Raw genomic sequence first — 23,164 nt, 5'->3', positions numbered from 1 at the left:
CGGGCACAAGTCCGACCTCTCACGCGTTACGTGCGCTGGAGACACCGCAACCACCCAGAGGGGGAGAGCGACATGGCAACGGATTACGACACCCCACGCAAGACCGACGACGACGTCGACTCGGACAGCCTTGAAGAACTGAAGGCCCGCCGGAACGACAAGTCGACCTCGACCGTCGACGTCGACGAGTTCGAGGCCGCCGAAGGCCTGGAGCTTCCCGGCGCCGACCTCTCGAACGAGGAGCTGGCCGTCCGGGTCCTGCCCAAGCAGGCCGACGAGTTCACCTGCATGAGCTGCTTCCTCGTGCACCACCGCAGCCAGCTGGCCCGGGAGAAGAACGGCCAGCCGATCTGCCGCGACTGCGACTGAGACCGGCTCGGCCGTGGCAGGCGACACACCGTCCCGGAAGCGGCGTCTGCGGCTCCCCGGGAGCCCGGAGACGCACAAGGGCGGCCCGGGCCCGGCGGAGGGCGCCCAGGAGGCACCCGAAGCCGAGCACAGCGCCTCCCTGCCCTCCCTCGGCGCACGTGACGACGAGCGAGGCCTCCCGGCCTCGCTCGAGGCAGTCATCGAGATCGCCGAGGCGGATCCGGCAGTCCTGCCGGCACGGCCGGAACAGGCCGGGCCGGGTGAAGCACGGCAGGGCGGACGTTTCGGCGCGGTCCGGCGGCTGGCCAACCCCGCGCGGGCCCAGCTCGACCGGATCAGGATCGACCCCGCCCGGATCGACGCCGTCCGGCGCGGCGTCACGCAGGGCGTCCGGCAGGGCGTGAAGCGCGGCGGAGACGGCGCCAGAGCCGGCCTCGGATACCTGGCCGACCGGCTGATCGACCTCGCCCCGCGGATCCCCGTCCGCGACCTGGCGACCCTGAGAAAACAGTTCCCCGGGCTCGGGCCCGAGGAGATCGCCGACAAACTCGTCGCCGGCGCGGCGAACGCGAGTTCGACCGTGGGCGCGGGCGTCGGCGCCGCCGCCATGCTCCCCGTGGCCCCGGCCCTGCCGGCCGAGCTGGCGGCCGAGATCACCGGTGTCGCCGCCGTGGAGCTCAAACTCATCGCCGAACTGCACGAGGTCTACGGGCTGCGGCCCCTCGGCCGGATCACCCAGCGTTCGACGGCCTATCTGACCTCCTGGGCCGAGGAGCGGGGCATCGACCCCACCAAGCCCACCACGGTCAACGCCGCGCTCGGCGGTCAGCTCAAGCGTGAACTGCGCCAGCAGATCATGAAGCGCATGATGCGCAACCTGCCGAACCTCATGCCCTTCATGGTGGGCGCGGCCGTCGGTGCCGTCATGAACCGCCGCGACACCAAGAAACTCGCCGCGCACATCCGCAAGGACCTCCGCGCCCGCCAGATCCCCTGGGACGCCCTCCCGGAGCTGCCCCCGCTGGAGCGGCTCGAGAACCCCAGGGAACTGGACTTCTGACGCAGCGGGGCGCGCGGGGTCAGGCCCGCTCCGCCTCCAGCGCCGCGACCAGCGCCTCCGGCTCGCGGCTGGACAGGTACACGTACGGCGTCGGGTCCGCCGGGTCCGTCACCTCGACCCGTACGGCCCCCGGCACGTAGCTGCGCATCAGCATGAAGGCGCGCGGGTCCGCCTTGTGGGTGCGCCAGGCGCGCGCCTCCTCCGCGTCCAGCGCCTCGGCCGCCCCGAGCGCCGAGACCGGGATCCGCGCGTCGCCCGCCACCAGCGAACCGGCCACCACCCGGATCCGGGCGGAGCCGTACGAGGAGACCGCCACCCCGGCGAGCACCGCGGCCACGAGCAGGCCGCCCAGCGTCGGGATCGTGCCCAGCGGGAACATGATCAGGCCGCCGGAGAGGCCGAGCAGACCCACGATCACCCACCACGAGCGCGGCGCCGTGAGCCGCTCGTCGAAGCGCGGCGCGGCGGCGGGCGCGGGGGAGGAGGCCTGGGACGGTACGGAAGGCTGCATGCGACCAAGCTTGGCACGGCGCGAGCGGGGCCCTTCCGCGCGGGTCCCGGCGCGGCCCGCACCCCGACGCTTCCTGCCGGGTCCCGGCATGTCGCACCCCTGCCGCTCCGCGCGGGTCCCGTTGCGGCCCCGCCCCGCCCCCGTCCGCGTGGGTCCCGGTACGGGGTGCCCCTGCCCCTCCGCGCGGGTCCCGCGGCGGCGTGGTCCACCCCGGTCCGCGCGGGTCCCGGTGCGGCCCCGCGCCGCCCCCGTCCGCGTGGGTCCCGGTACGGGGCACCCGTGCCCCTCCGCGCGGGTCCCGCGGCGGCGTGGTCCACCCCGGTCCGCGCGGGTCCCGGTGCGGCCCCGAGCCACCCCTGTCCGCGTGGGTCCCGGTACGGGGCGCCCCTGCCCCTCCGCGCGGGTCCCGCGGCGGCGTGGTCCACCCCGGTCCGCGCGGGTCCCGGTGCGGCCCCGCCCCGCCCCCGTCCGCGCGGGTCCCGGCACGGCGCGACCTGCGGGCATCCGCGCGGGTAAGGTCTGCGGCTGTGACTGCAACATCTGCCGCCCTCACCCCGCCGGCCGACGCCATACCGCCGGTACGCCACCCCGACGCGCCGGCCCCCGGCGAGCTGCTCGGTGCGCACTACGAGTACTGCTTCGGGTGCGGCGGCGGGCAGCCCCACGGCCTCCATCTGGAAGCGCGCGCGGGCGAGGGCGTGACCGTCACCGCCGAGTTCACGGTGACCCCCGACCACCAGGGCGCCCCCGGCCTCGCGCACGGCGGCGTGCTCGCCACCGCGCTCGACGAGACCCTCGGCTCCCTGAACTGGCTGCTGCGGGTCATCGCCGTGACCGGACGCCTGGAGACCGACTTCGCCCGGCCCGTCCCGGTCGGCACCGTCCTCCACCTGGAGGCCGCCGTCACCGCCGTGCACGGCCGCAAGATCTACTCGACCGCCGTCGGCCGGATCGGCGGGCCCGAGGGCCCCGTCGCCGTCCGCGCCGACGCCCTCTTCATCGAGGTCAAGGTCGACCACTTCATCGACAACGGCCGCCCGGAGGAGATCCAGGCCGCCATGTCCGACCCCGACCAGGTCCGGCGCGCCCGCGCCTTCGAGGTGAACCCCTGATGCGCAACCCTGTCGACGTACTGATCCGGCGTGTGGACCCGGAGGTGCCGATCCCGGCCTACGGGCATCCCGGTGACGCCGGGGCCGACCTGGTGACCACCGAGGCCGTCGTACTGGCCCCCGGGGAGCGCGCCGTGCTGCCCACCGGGGTCTCCATCGCCCTCCCGGACGGGTACGCGGCCTTCGTGCACCCGCGCTCCGGTCTCGCCGCCCGCTGCGGAGTGGCGCTCGTGAATGCCCCGGGGACGGTGGATGCCGGGTACCGTGGAGAGATCAAGGTGATCGTGGTCAATCTCGACCCGCGCGAGGACGTGCGGTTCGAACGATTCGATCGGATTGCCCAACTTGTCGTCCAGCAGGTCGAGAAGGTGCGCTTCCACGAGGTGGCGGAGCTTCCCGGTTCGGCGCGGGCCGAGGGGGGCTTCGGTTCCACCGGCGGTCATGCCGCCGTGGACGGCACAACGGGTGGGAATCGATACGCTTCGGTCGTATCCGACCGGGAAGGACAGTGACGTGTTCGGACGTCGCAAGAAGAGCGGTGCCGCCGAGGACGCGGCGAGCGAGGCCGAGCAGGTCGTCGACGCGGTGGAGGGCGAGGACGCGGCCGAGGCGCCGCGCCGAGTGAACCTTCCGCCGGCGCCCCGGCCCGACGGACCCTGGGACATCGCCGAGGTCGCCAAGCCCGACGAGGGCCGCGTGGACCTCGGCGGGATCTTCGTGCCCGGAGTCGAGGGCATGGAGCTGCGGGTGGAGGTGGCGGGCGACGCGATCGTCGCGGCCACCGTCGTGCTGCGTGACAGCGCCGTGCAGCTGCAGGCCTTCGCCGCCCCCAAGAACGAGGGCATCTGGGGCGAGGTCCGCGACGAGATCGCCACCGGCATCGTCCAGCAGGGTGGTGCCATCGACGAGGTCGAGGGCCCGCTCGGCTGGGAGCTGCGGGCGCAGGTCCCGGTGCAGCTGCCGGACGGCAACCGCGGTGTGCAGCTGGTCCGCTTCGTGGGTGTCGACGGACCCCGCTGGTTCCTGCGCGGAGTGATCTCCGGGCAGGGCGCGGTCCAGCCGGAGGCCGCCGGCCTCCTGGAGCAGATCGTCCGGGACACCGTGGTCGTCCGCGGCGACGGCCCGATGGCCCCGCGCGACCCGATCGTCCTCAAGCTGCCGAACGACGCGCAGATGGTGCCGGACGGCGTGCAGCAGGAGGAGCAGGAGAACTCCCGCTTCTCGGGCGGCATGGGTCAGCTGCAGCGCGGTCCGGAGATCTCCGAGATCCGCTGAACCCCCGTCGGGCCGTCGCGGCGGCCCGGCAATGATCGAGACACGGCCGGTGGGCCGCTTCCCGTACCTCTCGTACGGGAAGCGGCCCACCGGCCGTTTTCCACAGGCCCGGGATCCGGCTCTGGCCCTCGGGCCCGGCCGCGGACCATACTGACGGCGCACATGTTCGAGGAGGGGGAGAACAGGGTGAGTGAGAGCAGCACCGGGTCCGCAACGGCCGTCGTCGAGGACCCGGCCGGCCGGCCGATGGTCCGTGTCGAGGACCTGCGCCGGTCGTACGGCACGGGCGAGGCCGCCGTCCACGCCCTGCGGGGGGTCTCCTTCGACATCCCGCGCGGCGAGCTCGTCGCGCTCAAGGGCCGCTCGGGCTCCGGCAAGACGACCCTGCTGAACCTCGTGGGCGGCCTCGACGCCGCCGACGGGGGCCGGATCGTCATCGACGGCACCGACCTCTCCACGCTCGGCGAGAACGGGCTCCTGGAGCTGCGGCGCGACCGGATCGGCTTCATCTTCCAGTCCTTCGGGCTGCTCCCGATCCTCTCCGCCGCCGAGAACGTGGGGGTGCCCCTGCGGCTGCGCAAGGCGGACCCCAAGGAGCGCGAGGAGCGGGTCGCCCTGATGCTCGGGCTCGTGGGCCTCGCCGACCACGCGAACCAGCGGCCCGGCGAGCTCTCCGGCGGCCAGCAGCAGCGCGTGGCGATCGCCCGCGCCCTCGCCAACAAGCCGGCGCTGCTGATAGCCGACGAGCCGACGGGCCAGCTGGACGCCGAGACCGGGCTCGCCGTCATGCAGCTGCTGCGCGCCGTGGTCCGCAGCGAGGGCTGCACGGCCCTGGTCGCCACCCACGACCCCCAGCTCCTTGGCCTGGCCGACCGGGTCCTGGAACTGAGCGACGGCGAGATCATCGAGCACTGAACCGAGCGCTGAGCCGAGCACTGAACCGGCGGCCGGAGCGGTCGCGGGGCGATATCAGGATCACGTCAATACCGCCCCGGGGCCGCTACCCGTGTGCGGAATGTCCGATTGGCTGGACGTATGGTCGAGCCATGGGACGCGGCAAGCTTCGGATCTACCTCGGCGCTGCGCCGGGCGTCGGCAAGACCTACGCGATGCTCTCGGAGGGCCATCGACGGGTCGAGCGGGGCACGGACTGCGTGGTGGGCTTCGTGGAGCACCACGGACGACCGCGTACGGAGGTCATGCTGCACGGCCTGGAGCAGGTCCCGCGCCGCACCCTGGAGTACCGGGGGACGACCTTCACCGAGATGGACGTCGACGCCGTCCTCGCCCGCCGTCCCGCGGTCGCCCTCGTCGACGAGCTCGCCCACACGAACGTGCCGGGCTCCCGGAACTCCAAGCGGTGGCAGGACGTCGCCGAGCTCCTCGCGGCCGGCATCGACGTCGTGTCGACGGTCAACATCCAGCACCTGGAGTCCCTCGGCGACGTCGTCGAGGCGATCACCGGGGTACGGCAGCGGGAGACCGTCCCCGACGAGGTGGTGCGCCGGGCGGACCAGATCGAGCTGGTCGACATGTCCCCGGAGGCCCTGCGCCGCCGGATGGCCCACGGCAACGTCTACACCTCGGACAAGGTCGACGCCGCCCTCTCCAACTACTTCCGGCCCGGCAACCTCACGGCCCTGCGCGAGCTGGCCCTGCTCTGGACCGCCGACCGGGTCGACGAGTACCTCCGGCAGTACCGGGGCGAGCACAACATCCGCTCCACCTGGCAGGCCCGGGAGCGCATCGTCGTCGGCCTGACCGGCGGCCCCGAGGGCCGCACACTCATACGCCGCGCCACCCGGCTCGCCGAGAAGGGCGCCGGCGGCGAGGTCCTCGCCGTCTACATCGCCCGCAGCGACGGACTCACCGCGGCCTCGCCGAAGGAGCTGGCCGTCCAGCGCACCCTCGTCGAGGACCTCGGCGGAACGTTCCACCACGTCATCGGCGACGACATCCCGTCCGCGCTCCTGGAATTCGCCCGCGGCGTCAACGCCACCCAGATCGTCCTCGGCTCCAGCCGCCGCCGGACCTGGCAGTACGTGCTGGGCCCCGGCGTCGGCCAGACCGTGGCCCGTGACTCCGGGCCCGACCTCGACGTCCACATCGTCACCCACGGCGAGGTCGCCAAGGGCCGGGGTCTGCCGGTCGCCCGAGGGGCCCGCCTCGGCCGCTCCCGGATCCTCAGCGGCTGGCTCGTCGGCGTCGCGGGGCCGATCGGTCTCGCGCTGCTCCTCACCCACGTCGACGCGGACCTCGGCCTCGCCAACGACATGCTGCTCTTCCTGGCCCTGACGGTCGGGGCGGCGCTCCTCGGCGGATTCCTGCCGGCGCTCGCCTCGGCGGCCGTCGGCTCCCTCCTCCTCAACTGGTTCTTCACCCCGCCCCTCCACCGGCTGACCATCGCCGACCCCCTCAACATCGTCGCCATCGCCGTCTTCTTCGGCGTCGCGATGTCGGTCGCCTCCGTGGTGGACCTGGCCGCCCGGCGCACCCACCAGGCCGCCCGGCTGCGGGCCGAGTCCGAGGTGCTCTCCTACCTCGCCGGCAGTGTGCTGCGTGGCGAGACGAGCCTGGAGGCCCTCCTGGAGCGGGTCCGGGAGACCTTCTCCATGGAGTCGGTGGCCCTCCTGGAGCGCGCGGACGAGGTCGAGCCGTGGACGCGGGCCGCGAGCGTCGGCCCCCACCCGGCGGTCCGCCCCGAGGACGCGGACGTGGACATGCCGGTCGGCGACCACCTGGCCCTCGCTCTGTCGGGCCGGGTGCTGCCCGCCGAGGACCGGCGGGTCCTCGGCGCCTTCGCCGCCCAGGCCGCGGTCGTCCTCGACCGGCAGCGGCTCGTCGACGAGGCGGAGGAGGCCCGGAAGCTGGCCGAGGGCAACAAGATCCGTACGTCCCTGCTCGCCGCCGTCAGCCACGACCTGCGGACCCCCCTCGCGAGCATCAAGGCCTCCGTCTCCTCGCTGCGCTCCGACGACGTCGAATGGTCCGAGGAGGACCGGGCCGAGCTCCTGGAGGGCATCGAGGCCGGCGCGGACCGCCTCGACCACCTCGTGGGCAACCTCCTCGACATGTCCCGCCTCCAGACCGGCACCGTCACGCCCCTGATCCGGGCCGTCGACCTCGACGAGGTCGTCCCCATGGCCCTCGGCGGAGTGCCGGACGGCAGCGCCGAGCTCGACATCCCCGAGACGCTGCCCATGGTCGAGGTCGACAAGGGCCTCCTGGAGCGGGCCGTCGCCAACATCGTGGAGAACGCCGTGAAGTACAGCCCCGAGGGCGTGCCCGTCGCCGTCGCCGCCAGCGCGCTCGGCGACCGGGTCGAGCTGCGGGTCGTGGACCGCGGCCCCGGAGTCCCGGACGAGGCCAAGGACGGCATCTTCGAGCCCTTCCAGCGCTTCGGTGACGCCCCGCGCGGCTCCGGCGTCGGCCTCGGCCTCGCGGTCGCCCGCGGCTTCGTCGAGGCCATGGGCGGGACCCTCGGCGCCGAGGACACCCCCGGCGGCGGCCTCACCATGGTGCTCACCCTGCGGGCCGCGCCGGGCGGGTCCCAGGCCGCTCCGGCCGTCGACCTCCCGGCCCACGCCGTGACCTGACCGAGGGGCGCGCGCCCGCGCCCGCATCCGTACCCGCACTCGCTTCCGTACCCCTACACGTACCCGCTTCCGTACCCGATCCGTACGTCAATCCGTACCCCCCGACACAACGCAGAAGGTAGGCCCCCTCCATGACCCGGGTCCTCGTGGTCGACGACGAGCCGCAGATCGTCCGCGCCCTGGTGATCAACCTCAAGGCGCGGAAGTACGAGGTCGACGCCGCGCCCGACGGCGCCACCGCCCTCCGGCTCGCCGCCGAGCGCCACCCCGACGTCGTCGTCCTCGACCTCGGACTGCCCGACATGGACGGCGTCGAGGTCATCAAGGGCCTGCGCGGCTGGACGAGAGTGCCGATCCTGGTCCTCTCCGCCCGGCAGACCTCCGACGAGAAGGTCGAGGCGCTCGACGCGGGCGCCGACGACTACGTCACCAAGCCCTTCGGCATGGACGAGCTGCTCGCCCGGCTGCGCGCCGCCGTGCGCCGCGCCGAGCCGGTCGGCGGCGCCGAGGACGGCGCCGTCGTGGTCGAGACCGCGGGCTTCACCGTCGACCTGGCCGCGAAGAAGGTCCACCGCGACGGGCGGGACGTCCGGCTCACCCCCACCGAGTGGCACCTCCTGGAGGTCCTCGTCCGCAACAGCGGCCGGCTCGTCAGCCAGAAGCAGCTCCTCCAGGAGGTCTGGGGACCCTCGTACGGCACGGAGACCAACTACCTCCGGGTCTACATGGCGCAGCTCCGCCGCAAGCTGGAGGCAGACCCCTCGCACCCCCGCCACTTCGTCACCGAACCGGGCATGGGGTACCGCTTCGAACGCTGAAACGGGAGCCGTACGGAAGGGTGGTCCTGGGCCGCCTCCGGTGACAGCGGTGGCCGGTACGCTTTCTGTATGAGTGCTGCACCGCGTACAGAGAAGCCGGCCGGACGGTTCCGCCGGATGCTCGACCGGCTCTCCTCCTCCCCGGAGGACCTGGAGTCGGAGGAGCTCCAGGAGGACGCCGAGGCCTCGGGGTGCACGCGTATCAGCGACTGCTCCGACCGCCAGATAGTCAAGGTGACTGGTACCTTGCGCACGGTCACGCTGCGTCCCCGGGCCGGTGTGCCCGCGCTGGAGGCCGAACTCTTCGACGGCACGGCACCGCTCGACGTCGTGTGGCTCGGCCGGCGTTCCATCGTGGGCATCGAGCCCGGCCGCAAGCTGATCGCCTCCGGCCGCATCTCCATGAGCCACGGCCGGCGGGTCCTCTTCAACCCCAAATACGAGCTCCGACCGCTCGGACAGGAGTAGCCGGTGACGTCCCTCGACAAGCCGACCGCGGACCGCTCGACCCCGGACCAGGACGCCCAGGCGGACAAGGCCGTGACCGAGGCCGCGCTCTTCGAGGCCTTCGGCGGTCTGCGGGGCATGATCGAGACGGTCGTGCCCGGCCTGCTGTTCGTCACGATCTTCACGATCAACAAGAACCTGCACGTGTCGGCGATCGCCGCGCTCGCGGTCTCGCTCGTCCTGGTCGCCGTCCGGTTGATCCGCCGCGACACCGTCAAGCACGCCTTCAGCGGCGTCTTCGGCGTCGCCTTCGGCGTGGTCTTCGCGATGATGACGGGCAACGCCAAGGACTTCTACCTGCCGGGCATGCTGTACACCCTGGGCCTCGCCCTGGCGTACCTCATCACCGCGCTCGCCGGAGTGCCCCTGATCGGCCTGATCCTCGGCCCGGTCTTCAAGGAGAACCTCTCCTGGCGCACCCGGAACCCGGGCCGCAAGAAGGCGTACACCAAGGCCAGCTACGCCTGGGGTCTGATCCTGCTCGGCAAGTGCGCGGTCCTCTTCCCGATGTACTGGTGGGCCGACACCACCAAGTTCGGCTGGGTCCTCGTCGCCCTGAAGATCCCGCCCTTCCTGCTCGCGGTCTACCTCACCTGGGTGTTCCTCGCGAAGGCCCCGGCGCCGATCGACGTCTTCGCCGAGATGGAGGCCGAGGAGCGCGCCGAGAAGGAGCGCAAGGCGGCCGCCGCCGCGCAGAGCCACCCCGAGGCCTGAGAAGCGGTACGCGAAGAGCCACCCCGAGGCCTGGGGAGCGGTACGCGAAAGGGCCCGGACCTGTTCGTCAGGTCCGGGCCCTTCGCGTACACACTCCGGAGGTCAGGACTCCGTGCCGGTCTCCCGGCGGACCTGGAGGAGGTCCTCCAGCTGCTCCTCACGGGCCTGCGCGGCCACGAACAGCAGCTCGTCGCCGGCCTCCAGGGTCTCCTCGGCGCTCGGCGTCAGCACCCGCGAACCGCGGATGATCGTCACCAGCGAGGTGTCCTGCGGCCAGGCCACGTCCCCGACGGCGGTGCCGGCGACCGCCGACTCCGGCGGGAGCGTCAGCTCGACCAGGTTCGCGTCGCCGTGGCTGAAGCGCAGCAGCCGGACCAGGTCGCCGACGCTCACCGCCTCCTCGACCAGGGCCGACATCAGACGCGGCGTCGAGACGGCCACGTCCACGCCCCAGGCCTCGTTGAAGAGCCACTCGTTCTTCGGGTTGTTCACCCGGGCGACCACGCGCGGCACGCCGTACTCGGTCTTGGCGAGCAGCGAGACGACCAGGTTGACCTTGTCGTCACCGGTCGCCGCGATCACGACGTTGCAGCGCTGCAGCGCCGCCTCGTCCAGCGAGGTGATCTCGCAGGCGTCGGCGAGCAGCCACTCCGCCTGCGGCACCCGCTCCACCGAGATGGCGGTCGGCGCCTTGTCGACCAGCAGGACCTCGTGCCCGTTCTCCAGGAGCTCGCCCGCGATGGACCGGCCCACCGCACCCGCGCCCGCAATAGCGACACGCATCAGTGACCGCCCTCCTCGGGACCCTCGGCGAAGGCCGCCTCGACCTTCGCGATCTCGTCCGTACGCATCATCACGTGCACCAGGTCACCTTCCTGGAGCACCGTCTGCGAGGTCGGCAGAATCGCTTCGCCCAGCCGGGTGAGGAAGGCGACGCGGACGCCGGTCTCCTCCTGGAGGCGGCTCACCTTGTGGCCGATCCACGCCGGGGAGGTGTGCACCTCGGCGAGCTGCACGCCACCGCTCGGGTCGCGCCACAGCGGCTCCGCGCCCGAGGGCAGCAGCCGGCGGAGCATCTGGTCGGCGGTCCAGCGGACCGTGGCGACCGTCGGGATCCCGAGGCGCTGGTAGACCTCGGCGCGACGCGGGTCGTAGATCCGCGCCGCCACGTTCTCGATGCCGAACATCTCGCGCGCGACCCGCGCCGCGATGATGTTGGAGTTGTCGCCGCTGCTCACCGCGGCGAAGGCACCGGCCTCCTCGATCCCGGCCTCACGCAGCGTGTCCTGGTCGAAACCCACGCCCGTGACCCGGCGCCCGCCGAAGCCCGAGCCCAGACGGCGGAAAGCCGTCGGGTCCTGGTCCACGACCGCGACGGTGTGCCCCTGCTGTTCGAGGGTCTGCGCGAGAGCGGCTCCCACTCGCCCGCAGCCCATGATGACGATGTGCACGTCCCCTTACCCCGCACTCCTGATCGCCCTGCTGACCTGCGAATACACCCTGCTCACAACTTTCCTCGCCCGATCGGCCCGGGCCGTGGCGGACGACACCCTGACGGGTCGCCCGGTCCGAGCTTAAGCGGCAACGCTGGCGGGGACCGCACCGGAGGTGGTACTCAGGGAGATTCGGTGCGGATCGGGGGTGCCGGTGCGCGTGGCTCTTTTCGAACGCTTACGATCCTCTGCGTGTCCAAACTGACCGACGTGCCCAAACGGATCCTGATCGGGCGGGCCCTGCGCAGCGACAAGCTGGGAGAGACCCTTCTCCCGAAGCGGATCGCCCTCCCCGTCTTCGCCTCCGACCCGCTGTCCTCGGTGGCGTACGCGCCCGGCGAGGTGCTGCTCGTCCTCTCCGTCGCCGGACTCTCGGCCTACCACTTCAGCCCGTGGATCGCGCTCGCGGTCGTCGTCCTGATGTTCACGGTGGTCGCCTCGTACCGGCAGAACGTGCACGCGTACCCGAGCGGCGGCGGCGACTACGAGGTCGCCACCACCAACCTCGGGCCGAAGGCCGGACTCACCGTCGCGAGCGCCCTGCTCGTCGACTACGTCCTGACCGTCGCGGTGTCGATCTCCTCGGGCATCGAGAACCTCGGTTCGGCCGTCCCGTTCATCGTCGAGCACAAGGTCGCCTCGGCCGTCGCCGTCATCGTGCTGCTCACCCTGATGAACCTGCGCGGCGTGAAGGAGTCGGGCAGCCTCTTCGCCATCCCGACGTACGTCTTCGTCGCCGGCGTCTTCATCATGATCATCTGGGGTGCGTACAAGGGGATCGTCCTCGACGAGACCATGAAGGCCCCCACCGCCGACTTCGAGATCAAGGCCGAGCACCAGGGCCTGGCCGGCTTCGCGCTGGTCTTCCTGCTGCTGCGCGCCTTCTCCTCCGGCTGTGCCGCGCTCACCGGCGTCGAGGCCATCTCCAACGGCGTCCCCGCCTTCCGCAAGCCGAAGTCGAAGAACGCCGCCACCACGCTCGCCCTCATGGGCGGCCTGGCCGTCACCATGTTCTGCGGCATCATCTTCCTGGCCATGGCCACCGACGTCCGGATGGCCGAGAACCCCGGCGAGGACCTGCTGCACAACGGTCAGCCGCTCGGCGCCGGCTACGTCCAGGACCCGGTCATCTCCCAGGTCGCGGCCGCCGTCTTCGGCGACGGAACGTTCTTCTTCGTCGTCCTCGCCGCCGCCACCGCGCTCGTCCTCTTCCTGGCCGCCAACACCGCGTACAACGGCTTCCCGCTCCTCGGCTCGATCCTCGCCCAGGACCGGTACCTGCCGCGCCAGCTGCACACCCGCGGCGACCGCCTCGCCTTCTCCAACGGCATCGTGCTCCTCGCCGGCGCCGCCATCCTGCTCGTCTGGATCTACGGAGCCGACTCCACCCGGCTGATCCAGCTCTACATCGTCGGCGTCTTCGTCTCCTTCACCCTGAGCCAGATCGGCATGGTCCGGCACTGGAACCGTCACCTGAGGACGGAGCAGGACCCGGCCAAGCGCCGCCACATGATCCGCTCCCGCGCGATCAACGCCTTCGGCGCCTTCTTCACCGGCCTCGTCCTCGTCGTCGTCCTGGCCACCAAGTTCACGCACGGCGCCTGGGTCGCCCTGCTCGGCATGGTGATCTTCTACGGGACGATGACCGCGATCCGCAGGCACTACGACTCCGTGTCCGACGAGATCGCCGCCGCCGAGGAGCGCCCCGACGAGTACGTGCGCCCCTCCCGCGTCCGCTCGGTCGTCCTCGTCTCCAAGCTCCACAAGCCGACGCTGCGCGCCCTGGCCTACGCCAAGCTGCTGCACGCCAGCGAGCTGGAGGCGCTGACCGTCAACGTCGACCCCGCCGAGACCAAGGCGCTCAAGGAGGAGTGGGAGCGGCGCGGCATCAACGTCCCGCTCAAGATCCTCGACTCGCCGTACCGCGAGATCACCCGGCCGGTCATCGACTACGTCAAGAGCATCCGCCGCGAGAGCCCGCGGGACGCCGTCTCCGTCTACATCCCCGAGTACGTCGTCGGCCACTGGTACGAGCACCTGCTGCACAACCAGAGCGCCCTGCGCCTCAAGGGCCGGCTCCTCTTCACGCCGGGTGTCATGGTGACCTCCGTCCCGTACCAGCTCCAGTCCTCCGAGGCCGCGAAGAAGCGGGCCAGGAAGCGCCAGGAGTGGAACGCTCCGGGCTCGGTCCGTCGCGGCCCGGTGGAGAAGCGCCAGAAGGAACCGGCCGCGAAGAACAACTGAGCCGCGAAGAACAACTGAAAAAGAACAACTAGACTGGTGGGCTGCCGTCCGGACCGAGGTCCGCAGGCAGCCCACCTTCTTCTCTCTCTGGAGTCCCCGGTCATGCAGAACACCCCTGTTACGTCGCTGGTCGGGGCGGAGTACGAGGTAGAGGTCGGCCCGGTGGCCCACGGCGGGCACTGCATCGCCCGCACGGAGGCCGGGCGGGTCCTCTTCGTCCGCCACGCGCTGCCCGGCGAGCGGGTCCGGGTCCGGGTCACCGAGGGCGAGGAGACCTCCCGCTTCCTGCGCGCGGACGCGATCGAGATCCTGGACGCCTCCAAGGACCGCGTGGAGGCCCCCTGCCCCTTCGCGGGCCCCGGCAAGTGCGGCGGCTGCGACTGGCAGCACGCCAAGCCCGGCGCCCAGCGCCGCCTCAAGGGCGAGGTCATCGCGGAACAGCTCCAGCGCCTGGCCGGGCTCACCCCGGAGGAAGCCGGCTGGGACGGCACCGTCATGCCGGCCGAGGGCGACAAGCTCCCCGCGGGCGAGGTCCCGCAGTGGCGCACCCGCGTCCAGTACGCCGTCGACGCCGAGGGGCACGCGGGCCTGCGCAAGCACCGCTCCCACGAGGTCGAGGTCATCGACCACTGCATGATCGCCGCCGAGGGCGTCTCGGAGCTGGGCATCGAGAAGCGCGACTGGCAGGGCATGGCCGCCATCGAGGCCATCGCCGCCTCGGGTTCGAACGACCGCCAGGTCATCCTCACCCCCCGCCCGGGCGCCCGCCTCCCCCTGGTGGAGCTGGACAAGCCGGTCTCGGTCATGCGGGTGGACGAGAAGGACGGCGGGGTCCACCGCGTCCACGGCCGCGCCTTCGTCCGCGAGCGCGCCGACGACCGCACCTACCGCGTCGGCAGCGGCGGCTTCTGGCAGGTCCACCCGAAGGCCGCGCAGACCCTCATGCTCGCCGTCATGCAGGGCCTCACCCCCCGCAAGGGCGAGACGGCCCTCGACCTCTACTGCGGCGTCGGCCTCTTCGCGGGCGCCCTCGCCGACCGCGTCGGCGACCAGGGCGCGGTCCTCGGCATCGAGTCCGGCAAGCGCGCGGTCGAGGACGCCCGCCACAACCTGGCCGGCTTCCCGCGCGTCCGCATCGAACAGGGCAAGGTCGAATCGGTCCTGCCGCGCACCGGCATCACCGAGGTCGACCTCATCGTCCTGGACCCGCCCCGCGCGGGAGCCGGCAAGCAGACGGTCCACCACCTGGCCGGCCTGGGCGCCCGCCGCATCGCCTACGTCGCCTGCGACCCGGCGGCCCTGGCCCGAGACCTCGCCTACTTCGCGGAACGCGGCTACCGGGTCCGGACGCTGCGGGCCTTCGACCTGTTCCCGATGACGCACCACGTGGAGTGCGTGGCGATCCTGGAACCGGCGAAGAAGGACGCCTGACCCGCGGTTTCGCGTGTGTGCGGTATGTGCCGTGTGGGCGTTACGGGCGATGTCTTGACACTGAGATGACGCTCGTGACGCCCATTTGACGCTCGCTCTGATGGGGTGTCAGGTCCGGGGGTCGGCCGGGCGCGACGAACACCGTGCACCGTCCTGCCCTGCGGTGGGGTGAGTCAGGCCCCTTCCACGACCGAGAGGTGGTGGCGGAGCTCGTCGGCCACTCGTGCCCTGTCGCCGTTGGCGGGAAGGCGCCAGTCCGTCTCAATACCCCGTTCCACGGCCGGCTCGCTGCTGAAGCGGACGAGGTCGGGGGCGGGCAGGTAGGTGTCGCGCAGCCAAAGCAGGAAGGGGGCCGCCTCGGTGGCCGTGGTGTCGGACAGCATCACGCAGTCCCGCCCGTGGACGGTGGCGGTGCCGTCGTACCCGGTGCCGTCGTCGGTGCCAGCCCGGAAGGAGAGGTACGGCTCGCCCTGGTGCGTGCGGTCCTGGCGGACCTTATAGCGAACCTCGGGGAACGATTCCCGCAGGGCTTCGCCGAGGCCGGCCAGGTCGAGGCCCCAGGCGTGCGGTTCCCGCTCCGGGGCGTAGAACAAGAACGTGGTCCGGCCGTCGTCATCGTGCGTCATGGGGTGCGTCCTTCCTGGGGTGGGTCACTTCACGTACCGGGCGGTTCCGGGAAGCTGCTGGAGGGCCATGAGCGTCTGCCAGTACGCCGCGGCTTCCTTGTCGCTGGTGACGATCTCCAGACCCCGGATCTGCTGGTGCTCGTTCATCGCCTGCCGGTACTTCTCCAGCTCGCTCTCGTCCCTGCCGATCAGACCCTTTTCGGCTCTCCGGCCGTACGGCTCAGGCCGCGTCGCCCGCCATGGCACGCACCAGGCTGAGCGGACGCATGTCCGTCCAGTTCTCCTCGACGTACGCGAGGCAGGCGGCGCGCGTGTCCTCGCCGTGCACGGACTTCCAGCCCTCCGGGATCTCGGCGAACGCCGGCCACAGCGAGTGCCGGCCCTCGTCGTTGACGAGCACGAAGTACGACGCCTCGTCGTTCTCGAACGGATTGGGCACGATCCCACCTCACATATGCGCGCGGAACTGCGGTCGGGACGAGCTTCGGCCGTCTCTCTACAGGATTCCTGCGACACCCCGCCCCCACCCGTATAGCCCGCGTGTAGGCCCGCCCACGAGGCTGCCGGGGACGGTGCGACGCCCGTCCCTGGAGTCTGTGAGGAAACCCTTGACCACGGCGGCGATTGACGTGATCTGCCCGGCCTGGAACAGGTCCGAGGCCACTCGACCCACCATCGACAGCGTGCTTGCCCAGACGTTCACCGACTGGCGCCTGCTCGTCGTCTCCGACGGCAGCACGGACGACACGGACGACGTGGTGCGCTCGTACGAAAACGAACGCGTCCGGCTCATCCGCAGCGAGAGGCACGGCCACCCCGGCGGCCCCTGCAACATCGGCCTGGCTGCCGCGACCGCCCCGGCCGTCGCCTACCTCGACAGCGACGACCAGTGGCTGCCCGAGCACCTGTCCGTTCTCCAGCGCGAGTTCGACGCGGGCACCCGCATGGTCGTGACCGCCAGCATCGGCCGGAACGAGCAGGGCGAGGAGGTGTACCGCTCGCACCCCCTGAACGGCGTCTGGCACCCCGAACTCCAGCTCCTCTGGGCCTTCTGCGAGCCCTCCCGCGTGGGTCATCCGCGCGGCCTCGCGGAGGACGTCGGCGGCTGGACCACCGAGCACACCGGCATGGAGGACTGGGACCTGTGGCTGCGGCTCGCCGACGCCGGCGAGCGCTTCCGTACGGTGAACGACCGCACCGTCGTGATGTACCTCAGCGACACCTCGCGCCGCCGCACCATGACCGTCCGCCATCGCCTCACCCTCGGCACCCTCCCCGACCAGAGGGCGTGCGAGCGCCTCACGGAGGAGATCCGGGACCCGAAGATCCAGGAGGAACTGCGCTCCTCCTTCGTCACCGAGATGCTCCGCTTCCCCCACGCGAAGGCCGCCGCGGGTGACCTCGTCGTCCCGGCCGGCATGAGCGTCGAGGACGCCCTGACCCAGATGCAGGAGTTCGTCACCGACCCCGCCACTCCCATGCTGCGCGAACTCACCTACGTCGAGGAGGACGGCCACTTCGCCGTCGTCCAGCCGCTCCAGTGCAGCAGCGACCGCCACGCCGAACGCCTCCGGGCCTTCCTGACCACCCACGACGCCGGCCGCCACGCCGTCGTCCGGCGGCTCATCGCCACCGTGACCCGACAGCGCCGTGACAGGGACCGTCCCGCGCCGGAGACTCCATGATCGAGGAACTGCTTCCACCGGGCGTCGCGGTCCGGGAGACCTTCGGCGACCTGCCCGACTCCGTCCTGTTCGACGAGGAGCGGTCCCCGGTGGCCGCCGCCGCCGAGCGGCGCCGCAGGGAGTTCACGACCGTCCGCGGCTGCACCCGCGCGGCGCTCGCCGCCCTGGGCGTGCCGCCCTTTCCCATCCTGCGGGGGGACCGGGGCGCGCCCCGCCGGCCGGCCGGGATCACCGGCAGCATGACCCACTGCACCGGCTTCCGGGCGGCGGCGGTCGCTCGCGTCGACACGGTGGCCTCGCTCGGCATCGACGCCGAACCGCACGCTCCGCTGTCCGACACCGCGACACTGGGACTCGTCACGCTCGGCGAGGAGCGCGCCGGGCTGGCCGTCCTGGCCGTCCGACCGCCCCGAGGTGTGCTGGGACCGGCTGCCCTTCAGCGCCAAGGAGAGCGTCCACAAGGCCTGGTTCCCGCTCACCGGCCGGTGGCTGGACTTCCAGGAGGCGCTGATCACCATCGACCCGGACGCCGGTACCTTCGACGCCCGGCTCCAGGTGCCCGGCCCCGTCGTCGCCGGGGCCGCTCTCACGGCCTTCACCGGCCGCTGGACGGTCCGCCGGGACCTCCTGCTCACCGCCGTAGCCGTCCCCGCCGCTTGACGGGCAGGCGGCGCACGTCGCTGTGACGAGCATCACGTGGGTGCTCCGTGATGTTTCCCCAGGTGGATCCGCTGGGTCTGCTGGCGGATTCCGCCACTCCTATGGGGAAGGGTGGTCATCGGTGGACTGCGAGAGCCTGGCGTTGTGCGCGGACGGTATGGAGGGGTGTGCGGCGGAGTTCGTCGAGCGGGTGGGGCTGCGGGTGCGGCTGCCCCTGGACTACTCCGTGGGGAGTCTGCGGGTGGTCGACCGGCTCATCGACGGGCTGCGGCGCGGCGGTGCCGGGCGGGAGGGCGTCGCCGGGACCCTGCTCGGGCTCGGGGCCTATGTGGGGGAGGTGCTGGTGCGGGAGGCCGGGGGCGTCTGGGTGGATCTGCCCGCCGAGCATCTGTTGCGGTCGGTCTTCGGGCACCCCGTCGCGGTGCGGATGCCGGACGGGCGGGTGTGGAATCCGCTCGGCCGGACCGTGAACCGCTTCGAGATCGGGCCCAAGGAGTCCCTGCACACCTACTTCCTCACCCTGCACGGGCGGCGGTCCGCCCGGGCGCGCCGCGGGCTGACCCGTATCCCGGACACGGTGTCGGGAAAGGCCTGTTGATGGTCTGAAAGGATGTACGTCCTCCGGTTGTTCCATGGGGGCCGGAGTTCGTAGGTGTACGGGGTGTGAAGAGGTCGGTGGGCGAGGGAACGGGGCATGCGCCCGCCACGGCACGGGGGCAGGAGCGCGAGACTCCCTCCGGTGCCGGTCGTGACGCTCGGCTCGGCTCGGTCGTCGAGCGGGCCCAGCGGGGGGACGAGGAGGCCTTCGCCGAGGCCTATCGGATGGTTCATCCCGGGCTGCTCGGCTACCTGCGGGGGATCGTCGGCGAGGACGCCGAGGACGTCGCCTCCGAGGCGTGGCTGGAGATCGCCCGGGACCTCGGACGCTTCCGCGGTGACGGCGCCGGCTTCCGCGGCTGGACCGCGACCATCGCCCGCCACCGGGCCCTCGACCACCTGCGCCGGGTACGGGCACGGCCCCGCCCCGCCCGCTTCGAGCAGGACCTCTTCGAGCTCCCGGCCGCCGGAGACGCCGCCGGCGAGGCGCTGGACGCGCTGTCGACGGAGCACGCGCTCGCCCTCATCGCGGGTCTCCCGCAGGACCAGGCCGAGGCCGTGCTCCTCCGGGTCGTCGTCGGCCTCGACGGTCCTTCGGCCGCCCGAGTACTGGGCAAGCGTCCCGGTGCGGTACGGTCCGCCGCACATAGGGGATTGAGGCGACTTGCGAAACAACTCAAGGGGAAAGGGAGGTGACGGATGCCTGACGAGCTGTGGGACAGCCAGGCCGGGGAGCTGTTGCGGGCTGCTCTGAGCGCCGAGCCCGGAGCGGGTGCTGACGTCGTCACCGCGGGCGAGTCGGGTGCCCGTGCCGCCTTCCGGGCCGCCCGTGACTCCGGGCTCCATGCGGCACCGGCTGTCCGTGAGGCGGACGACTGGACCCCCGTCGTCGGTACGCGGCGGGCCTCCCGGCGCCCCCTCAAGGCCCTCGTCGTCACGCTGGCCGCCAGCGTGACCCTCGGCGGTGTCGCCGTCGCCGCCGGCGGCCTCCCCGGGAACCTCCTCGGCACCCCCGCCCCGAGCTCCGAACCCCAGCCCACCCGCTCCCTGCCCCACCCGGCTTCCGCGCCCGCGGACGCCGGTGGGAAGGATGCCGCCACGCGGTCCGCGCCTCCGGGGACCCCTGCCCCGCTGCGTCCGGAGAAGGACCCCCCGGAGCTCCCGGGCCGGGGGCAGGACGGCCTCTGCCGTGCCCTGGAAAAGGGGGGCTGGGACAGCGGCAAGGCGTCGAAGTCCGCTGCCTGGCAGCGGCTCGTGGCCGCCGCCGGGGGCGAGGAGCTCGTTCCCGAGTACTGCCGGAACCACTCACTCCCCGCCCCGGCCCCGTCCGCCGCTTCCCGTCCGAACGAGGGCGGCGGCCGGGGCACACCCGCCGCCAATTCCGGCAGAAGGCCCGAACGGCCGCGCACCGAAAAGCCCTGACGGCTTCCCGGGGCCGCCGGACCGGTGCGACCCGTACCGGCTAGAGGTCGAACTCGTGCGGCGGCAGGTCGAGGGTGAAGCACGCCTCGCGGACCACCGCCTGCTCGGTCTTGTCGAAGTCGCCGTCGGCGCCGCCGATCACGATGCCGATCTGCACGACGGCCCGGGCCTCGGCCGGCTTCTTCTTCGCCTTGGCGATCTCCTGGAGCACGCTCACCTTGCCGAAGTCGAAATCGGCGGTCAGTTTGTCCAGGTTGGCGTCGAAGCGCCGCTGGAGATCGATCGCGTCGAAGTTCTGCAGCACCTCGTTGCCCGCGATGAGCTGGGCGACCCGGCGGCGCTCGGCGGGGTCGACGGTGCCGTCCGCGGCGGCGACGAGCGCGCACATGGCCATGCTCGCGTCGCGGAACGCGCCGCTCTTGAGGTCGTTCTTCCTCGCCACCAGCTGGGTCTGCATCGTCGATGCGGATTCCTTGATGCGGTCCCACAGGGCCATGTGCACTCCAGACGTCGTCGATCGTCGCTTCGGTCGGTTACTTCTACGTGCCTGTAGAACGTGGCGGTGGGGTCCGGAGTTCCCGGGTGCGGGAGAGGCGCGTGCCGCTCACCCGCCCAGGAGCCGGAGCGAGGCCCACAGCGCCACCGTCGAGGCGATCAGGGCGGCCGGGGTCGTGAGCAGTCCGAGCCGGGTGAACTCGCCGAGGGCGACCGGCTGGTCGTGGTCCTGGGCGATGCGGCGCCAGAGGAGCGTGGCGAGCGAGCCGGCGTACGTGAGGTTGGGGCCGATGTTCACGCCGAGCAGCACCGCGAGGACCGCGCCCGGGCCGGAGGCGGCCGCCAGTGGCACCAGGGCCAGGGTCGCGGGCAGGTTGTTGATCAGGTTGGCCAGGACCGCGGCGAGCGCGGCGGCGCCGAGCAGGGCCGGGAGCGAGGTGCCGTCCGGGAGGACGTGGGCGAGCGCGGAGCCCAGGCCCTGGTCGACGACGGCGCGGACGACGACCCCCAGCGCCAGGACGAACGCCAGGAAGGGCAGCGCCGCCGAGCGGACGAGCACGCCCGGGGTGGTGCGCCGCCGGGCCAGGGCGCGTACGGCCAGGACCGCGGCGCCCGCCGCGGCCGCCCAGGCCGGGTCGAGGCCGGTCGCCGAGGCGAGGCCGAAACCGGCGAGCGTCGCGGCCACCGTGCACAGGGCGAACAGGGGCGGGGCGACGGGTTCCGGAGGCTCGGCGGAGGTGGCCGGGGCGGCGAGGTCGCGGCCGAAGAAGCGGTGGAAGACCCCGTACTCGACCGCGATGGCGGCGAGCCAGGGGAGCAGCATCAGGAGCGCGAACCGGGTGAAGCCGAGCCCGGTGGCGGTGAAGGCGAGCAGGTTGGTGAGGTTCGAGACGGGCAGGAGCAGCGAGGCCGTGTTGGACAGGTGGGCGGTCGCGTAGGCGTGAGGTCCCGGCCGCGCCCCCATCCGGGCCGCGGTCGCGAAGACGACGGGGGTCAGCAGGACGACCGTCGCGTCCAGGCTCAGGACGGCGGTGATCAGCGAGGCGAGGCCGAAGACGGCGCCGAGCAGCCGCCGGGGGCGGCGGCGGGCCCAGCGGGCCATCCAGGCGCCACAGGCGTGGAAGAGCCCCTCGTCGTCGCAGAGCTTGGCGAGGACGAGGACCGCCGCGAGGAAGCCGATCACCGGGCCGAGGCGCTCGGCCTCCTCCCGTACGGCCTCGGGCGTGACCGCGCCCACGGCCAGGACGGCGCCGGCGGCGGGGATCGCGAAGGCCGCCTCGGGCAGGCGGAACGGGCGGGCGACGGCACCGGCGAGCACCACGGCCAGGGCGAGGACGGAGACGTACGGGGCGAGGGTGGCCGCGGAGATGGACGGGGCCAGGGCGAGAGTGGTGACGGATGGGGCGAGGGTGGCCGCGGAGACGGACGGGGTCAGGGCGAGCGTGGTGACGGATGGAGCGAGGGCGAGCATGCGTTCGATCATCCGGGTCGGCCGGGGCGGATCGTGAGGGGGGTTCCTCACCCCCGCTGATCACTCGTCAGAACTGAGTCCCCGCCGCACCCTTGTGGACCCCGCCCGCATCAATAAAATGTCACACACCACACAAGGGAGTCCTTCATGGTCCACGCGCAAGTCCCCGTGCACCGCGCCCACCCCTGGCACGGGATCATGGTCGCCACCGCCCTCCCCTTCCGCGCGGACGGCTCCGTCGACCACGACGCCTACGCGCGGCACGTGGCCCTGCTCGTCGCCGACGGCTGCGACGGGGTCGTCCCGAACGGCTCCCTCGGCGAGTACCAGACCCTCACCGACGCCGAGCGCGCCCAGGTCGTCCGTACCGCCGTCGAAGCGGCCGGAGACGGCGCGCGGGTCATGCCGGGCGTCTCCGCCTACGGCAGCGCCGAGGCCCGCCGCTGGGCCGAGCAGGCCGCCGAGGCCGGCGCGGGCTCGGTCCTGCTCCTGCCGCCCAACGCCTACCGGGCCGACGAGCGGTCCGTACGCGCCCACTACGCCGAGGTCGCCGAGGCCGGTCTGCCGGTCGTCGCGTACAACAACCCCTACGACACCAAGGTCGACCTCACCCCCGCCCTCCTCGCCCGGCTGTACGCCGACGGCAGCATCGTCGCCGTCAAGGAGTTCAGCGGCGACGTCCGCCGCGCCTACGAGCTCGCCGAACTCGCCCCCGGCCTCGACCTGCTCGTCGGCGCCGACGACGTCCTCCTCGAACTCGCCCTCGCCGGCGCGGTCGGCTGGATCGCCGGCTTCCCCAACGCCCTCCCGCGCGCCTGCGCCACCCTCTACCGGGCCGCCGTCGCCGGCGACCTCGCCGTCGCGCTGCCGCTCTACCGCTCGCTGCACCCGCTCTTCCGCTGGGACTCCAGGATCGAGTTCGTCCAGGCGATCAAGCTCTCCATGGACCTCGCCGGCCACACCGGGGGCGCCACCCGGCAGCCCCGCCTCCCGCTGACGCCCGAGCAGGAGGCCGTCGTGCGCGCCGCCACCGAGAAGGTCCTCGCCGAGGGCCACGCGTAGAGCCCGTCACTCACTC

Annotated in this window: 25 protein-coding genes and 1 pseudogene; 18 read left to right on the top strand and 8 right to left on the bottom strand. The window is 72.4% G+C overall.

Translation table 11 applies throughout. The annotated features are described in order from the left end of the window. The first annotated feature begins 72 nt into the window (after positions 1–72). A complete protein-coding gene (locus ACF07V_RS25405) occupies positions 73–369 on the top strand; it encodes a DUF4193 domain-containing protein (RefSeq protein ID WP_003955561.1) in 297 nt (98 codons plus the stop codon). Between the two features lie 13 nt (positions 370–382). Further along, on the top strand, positions 383–1,429 hold the full coding sequence (locus ACF07V_RS25400; RefSeq protein WP_392157415.1) for a hypothetical protein: 1,047 nt from the start codon (positions 383–385) through the stop codon (positions 1,427–1,429). Positions 1,430–1,448: 19 nt separating this feature from the next. Here the strand turns inward: ACF07V_RS25400 and ACF07V_RS25395 are convergent, their stop codons facing one another. Beyond that, a complete protein-coding gene (locus ACF07V_RS25395) occupies positions 1,449–1,940 on the bottom strand; it encodes a DUF3093 domain-containing protein (RefSeq protein ID WP_392157413.1) in 492 nt (163 codons plus the stop codon). Positions 1,941–2,467: 527 nt separating this feature from the next. Here ACF07V_RS25395 and ACF07V_RS25390 point away from each other — a divergent pair. The 8 genes from ACF07V_RS25390 (at position 2,468) to ACF07V_RS25355 (ending at position 9,962) form a co-directional block, all read left to right on the top strand. After that, positions 2,468–3,052 (top strand): PaaI family thioesterase, encoded by a 585-nt coding sequence (locus tag ACF07V_RS25390; RefSeq protein ID WP_041131652.1) that lies wholly within the window; start codon positions 2,468–2,470, stop codon positions 3,050–3,052. Further along, positions 3,052–3,564 (top strand): dUTP diphosphatase, encoded by a 513-nt coding sequence (gene dut / locus ACF07V_RS25385; RefSeq protein WP_116158406.1) that lies wholly within the window; start codon positions 3,052–3,054, stop codon positions 3,562–3,564. Before ACF07V_RS25390 ends, dut begins: the two co-directional genes overlap by 1 nt. A 1-nt stretch (position 3,565) precedes the next feature. After that, the gene (locus ACF07V_RS25380; RefSeq protein ID WP_392157411.1) at positions 3,566–4,327 is read left to right on the top strand and encodes a DUF3710 domain-containing protein; all 762 of its coding nucleotides are present in this window, start codon (positions 3,566–3,568) and stop codon (positions 4,325–4,327) included. A gap of 186 nt (positions 4,328–4,513) precedes the next feature. Beyond that, positions 4,514–5,242, top strand: a complete 729-nt coding sequence (locus tag ACF07V_RS25375; protein ID WP_392157409.1) for an ABC transporter ATP-binding protein — start codon at positions 4,514–4,516, stop codon at positions 5,240–5,242. A 131-nt stretch (positions 5,243–5,373) separates the two neighbouring features. After that, on the top strand, positions 5,374–7,923 hold the full coding sequence (locus tag ACF07V_RS25370) for an ATP-binding protein (RefSeq protein ID WP_392157408.1): 2,550 nt from the start codon (positions 5,374–5,376) through the stop codon (positions 7,921–7,923). Between the two features lie 131 nt (positions 7,924–8,054). After that, the gene (locus ACF07V_RS25365) at positions 8,055–8,741 is read left to right on the top strand and encodes a response regulator (protein WP_392157407.1); all 687 of its coding nucleotides are present in this window, start codon (positions 8,055–8,057) and stop codon (positions 8,739–8,741) included. A gap of 69 nt (positions 8,742–8,810) precedes the next feature. Next, positions 8,811–9,209, top strand: coding sequence for an OB-fold nucleic acid binding domain-containing protein (locus ACF07V_RS25360; protein WP_015036728.1), 399 nt, complete (start codon positions 8,811–8,813; stop codon positions 9,207–9,209). Between the two features lie 3 nt (positions 9,210–9,212). Next, positions 9,213–9,962 carry a DUF3159 domain-containing protein gene (locus tag ACF07V_RS25355; RefSeq protein WP_392157405.1) on the top strand — a complete coding sequence of 250 codons (750 nt, stop codon included), beginning with the start codon at positions 9,213–9,215 and terminating at the stop codon, positions 9,960–9,962. A 102-nt stretch (positions 9,963–10,064) separates the two neighbouring features. Here ACF07V_RS25355 and ACF07V_RS25350 read toward each other — a convergent pair whose 3' ends face one another. Together ACF07V_RS25350 and ACF07V_RS25345 are read right to left on the bottom strand one after the other, a co-directional pair. Then, on the bottom strand, positions 10,065–10,745 hold the full coding sequence (locus ACF07V_RS25350; RefSeq protein WP_392157403.1) for a potassium channel family protein: 681 nt from the start codon (positions 10,743–10,745) through the stop codon (positions 10,065–10,067). Further along, positions 10,745–11,413 carry a TrkA family potassium uptake protein gene (locus tag ACF07V_RS25345; protein WP_041131658.1) on the bottom strand — a complete coding sequence of 223 codons (669 nt, stop codon included), beginning with the start codon at positions 11,411–11,413 and terminating at the stop codon, positions 10,745–10,747. The genes ACF07V_RS25350 and ACF07V_RS25345 overlap by 1 nt, the downstream gene beginning before the upstream one ends. A 234-nt stretch (positions 11,414–11,647) precedes the next feature. On the opposite strand from ACF07V_RS25345, the gene ACF07V_RS25340 reads away from it, so the two are divergent. Together ACF07V_RS25340 and ACF07V_RS25335 are read left to right on the top strand one after the other, a co-directional pair. Further along, entirely contained in the window at positions 11,648–13,699 is a 2,052-nt protein-coding gene (locus ACF07V_RS25340) for an APC family permease (RefSeq protein WP_392157401.1), read from the top strand. A gap of 102 nt (positions 13,700–13,801) precedes the next feature. Continuing rightward, positions 13,802–15,130, top strand: a complete 1,329-nt coding sequence (locus tag ACF07V_RS25335; protein ID WP_392157400.1) for a class I SAM-dependent RNA methyltransferase — start codon at positions 13,802–13,804, stop codon at positions 15,128–15,130. A gap of 173 nt (positions 15,131–15,303) precedes the next feature. Here the strand turns inward: ACF07V_RS25335 and ACF07V_RS25330 are convergent, their stop codons facing one another. The 3 genes from ACF07V_RS25330 to ACF07V_RS25320 are packed head-to-tail and all read right to left on the bottom strand — an operon-like array spanning position 15,304 to position 16,195. After that, positions 15,304–15,756 carry a hypothetical protein gene (locus ACF07V_RS25330; protein ID WP_392157398.1) on the bottom strand — a complete coding sequence of 151 codons (453 nt, stop codon included), beginning with the start codon at positions 15,754–15,756 and terminating at the stop codon, positions 15,304–15,306. A gap of 24 nt (positions 15,757–15,780) precedes the next feature. Then, on the bottom strand, positions 15,781–16,002 hold the full coding sequence (locus ACF07V_RS25325) for a restriction endonuclease fold toxin-2 domain-containing protein (protein WP_392157396.1): 222 nt from the start codon (positions 16,000–16,002) through the stop codon (positions 15,781–15,783). Then, positions 15,977–16,195 (bottom strand): MbtH family protein, encoded by a 219-nt coding sequence (locus ACF07V_RS25320; protein WP_392157395.1) that lies wholly within the window; start codon positions 16,193–16,195, stop codon positions 15,977–15,979. Before ACF07V_RS25320 ends, ACF07V_RS25325 begins: the two co-directional genes overlap by 26 nt. Positions 16,196–16,328: 133 nt before the next feature. Between ACF07V_RS25320 and ACF07V_RS25315 the strand changes: the two genes are divergently transcribed. From ACF07V_RS25315 to ACF07V_RS25295, 5 genes and pseudogenes are all read left to right on the top strand, one after another. After that, positions 16,329–17,441, top strand: coding sequence for a glycosyltransferase family 2 protein (locus ACF07V_RS25315; RefSeq protein ID WP_392157394.1), 1,113 nt, complete (start codon positions 16,329–16,331; stop codon positions 17,439–17,441). Beyond that, positions 17,438–18,101 (top strand): annotated as a pseudogene (locus ACF07V_RS25310) (4'-phosphopantetheinyl transferase). Before ACF07V_RS25315 ends, ACF07V_RS25310 begins: the two are co-directional and overlap by 4 nt. A gap of 121 nt (positions 18,102–18,222) precedes the next feature. Further along, a complete protein-coding gene (locus ACF07V_RS25305; protein WP_392157392.1) occupies positions 18,223–18,699 on the top strand; it encodes a hypothetical protein in 477 nt (158 codons plus the stop codon). Between the two features lie 65 nt (positions 18,700–18,764). After that, positions 18,765–19,394: an RNA polymerase sigma factor gene (locus tag ACF07V_RS25300; RefSeq protein ID WP_392157391.1), complete on the top strand. Its 630-nt coding sequence runs from the start codon at positions 18,765–18,767 to the stop codon at positions 19,392–19,394. A 3-nt stretch (positions 19,395–19,397) separates the two neighbouring features. After that, positions 19,398–20,120 (top strand): hypothetical protein, encoded by a 723-nt coding sequence (locus ACF07V_RS25295; RefSeq protein WP_392157389.1) that lies wholly within the window; start codon positions 19,398–19,400, stop codon positions 20,118–20,120. 40 nt (positions 20,121–20,160) lie between these two features. Here the strand turns inward: ACF07V_RS25295 and ACF07V_RS25290 are convergent, their stop codons facing one another. Continuing rightward, positions 20,161–20,616 carry a tellurite resistance TerB family protein gene (locus tag ACF07V_RS25290; RefSeq protein ID WP_392157388.1) on the bottom strand — a complete coding sequence of 152 codons (456 nt, stop codon included), beginning with the start codon at positions 20,614–20,616 and terminating at the stop codon, positions 20,161–20,163. Between the two features lie 108 nt (positions 20,617–20,724). Next, a complete protein-coding gene (locus ACF07V_RS25285) occupies positions 20,725–22,086 on the bottom strand; it encodes an SLC13 family permease (RefSeq protein ID WP_392157387.1) in 1,362 nt (453 codons plus the stop codon). Between the two features lie 147 nt (positions 22,087–22,233). Between ACF07V_RS25285 and ACF07V_RS25280 the strand changes: the two genes are divergently transcribed. Then, complete coding sequence (locus tag ACF07V_RS25280) at positions 22,234–23,148, top strand: dihydrodipicolinate synthase family protein (RefSeq protein ID WP_392157386.1); 915 nt, start codon at positions 22,234–22,236, stop codon at positions 23,146–23,148. Positions 23,149–23,164 lie beyond the last annotated feature (16 nt).

This window comes from Streptomyces sp. NPDC015661 (genome assembly GCF_043077765.1).
Classification (GTDB): domain Bacteria; phylum Actinomycetota; class Actinomycetes; order Streptomycetales; family Streptomycetaceae; genus Streptomyces.
Note: the sequence above shows the minus strand (reverse complement) of the source record. Positions and strands in the feature narration are given on the sequence as shown.

Excerpts from the sequence above, each read along its gene's own strand:
- ACF07V_RS25365 (WP_392157407.1), top strand. The coding sequence starts at position 8,055 with ATGACCCGGGTCCTCGTGGTCGACGACGAGCCGCAGATCGTCCGCGCC.
- ACF07V_RS25280 (WP_392157386.1), top strand. The coding sequence starts at position 22,234 with ATGGTCCACGCGCAAGTCCCCGTGCACCGCGCCCACCCCTGGCACGGG.
- ACF07V_RS25395 (WP_392157413.1), bottom strand. The coding sequence starts at position 1,940 with ATGCAGCCTTCCGTACCGTCCCAGGCCTCCTCCCCCGCGCCCGCCGCC.
- ACF07V_RS25285 (WP_392157387.1), bottom strand. The coding sequence starts at position 22,086 with ATGCTCGCCCTCGCTCCATCCGTCACCACGCTCGCCCTGACCCCGTCC.
- ACF07V_RS25370 (WP_392157408.1), top strand. The coding sequence starts at position 5,374 with ATGGGACGCGGCAAGCTTCGGATCTACCTCGGCGCTGCGCCGGGCGTC.
- dut (WP_116158406.1), top strand. The coding sequence starts at position 3,052 with ATGCGCAACCCTGTCGACGTACTGATCCGGCGTGTGGACCCGGAGGTG.
- ACF07V_RS25330 (WP_392157398.1), bottom strand. The coding sequence starts at position 15,756 with ATGACGCACGATGACGACGGCCGGACCACGTTCTTGTTCTACGCCCCG.
- ACF07V_RS25335 (WP_392157400.1), top strand. The coding sequence starts at position 13,802 with ATGCAGAACACCCCTGTTACGTCGCTGGTCGGGGCGGAGTACGAGGTA.
- ACF07V_RS25290 (WP_392157388.1), bottom strand. The coding sequence starts at position 20,616 with ATGGCCCTGTGGGACCGCATCAAGGAATCCGCATCGACGATGCAGACC.
- ACF07V_RS25360 (WP_015036728.1), top strand. The coding sequence starts at position 8,811 with ATGAGTGCTGCACCGCGTACAGAGAAGCCGGCCGGACGGTTCCGCCGG.
- ACF07V_RS25405 (WP_003955561.1), top strand. The coding sequence starts at position 73 with ATGGCAACGGATTACGACACCCCACGCAAGACCGACGACGACGTCGAC.
- ACF07V_RS25295 (WP_392157389.1), top strand. The coding sequence starts at position 19,398 with ATGCCTGACGAGCTGTGGGACAGCCAGGCCGGGGAGCTGTTGCGGGCT.
- ACF07V_RS25350 (WP_392157403.1), bottom strand. The coding sequence starts at position 10,745 with ATGCGTGTCGCTATTGCGGGCGCGGGTGCGGTGGGCCGGTCCATCGCG.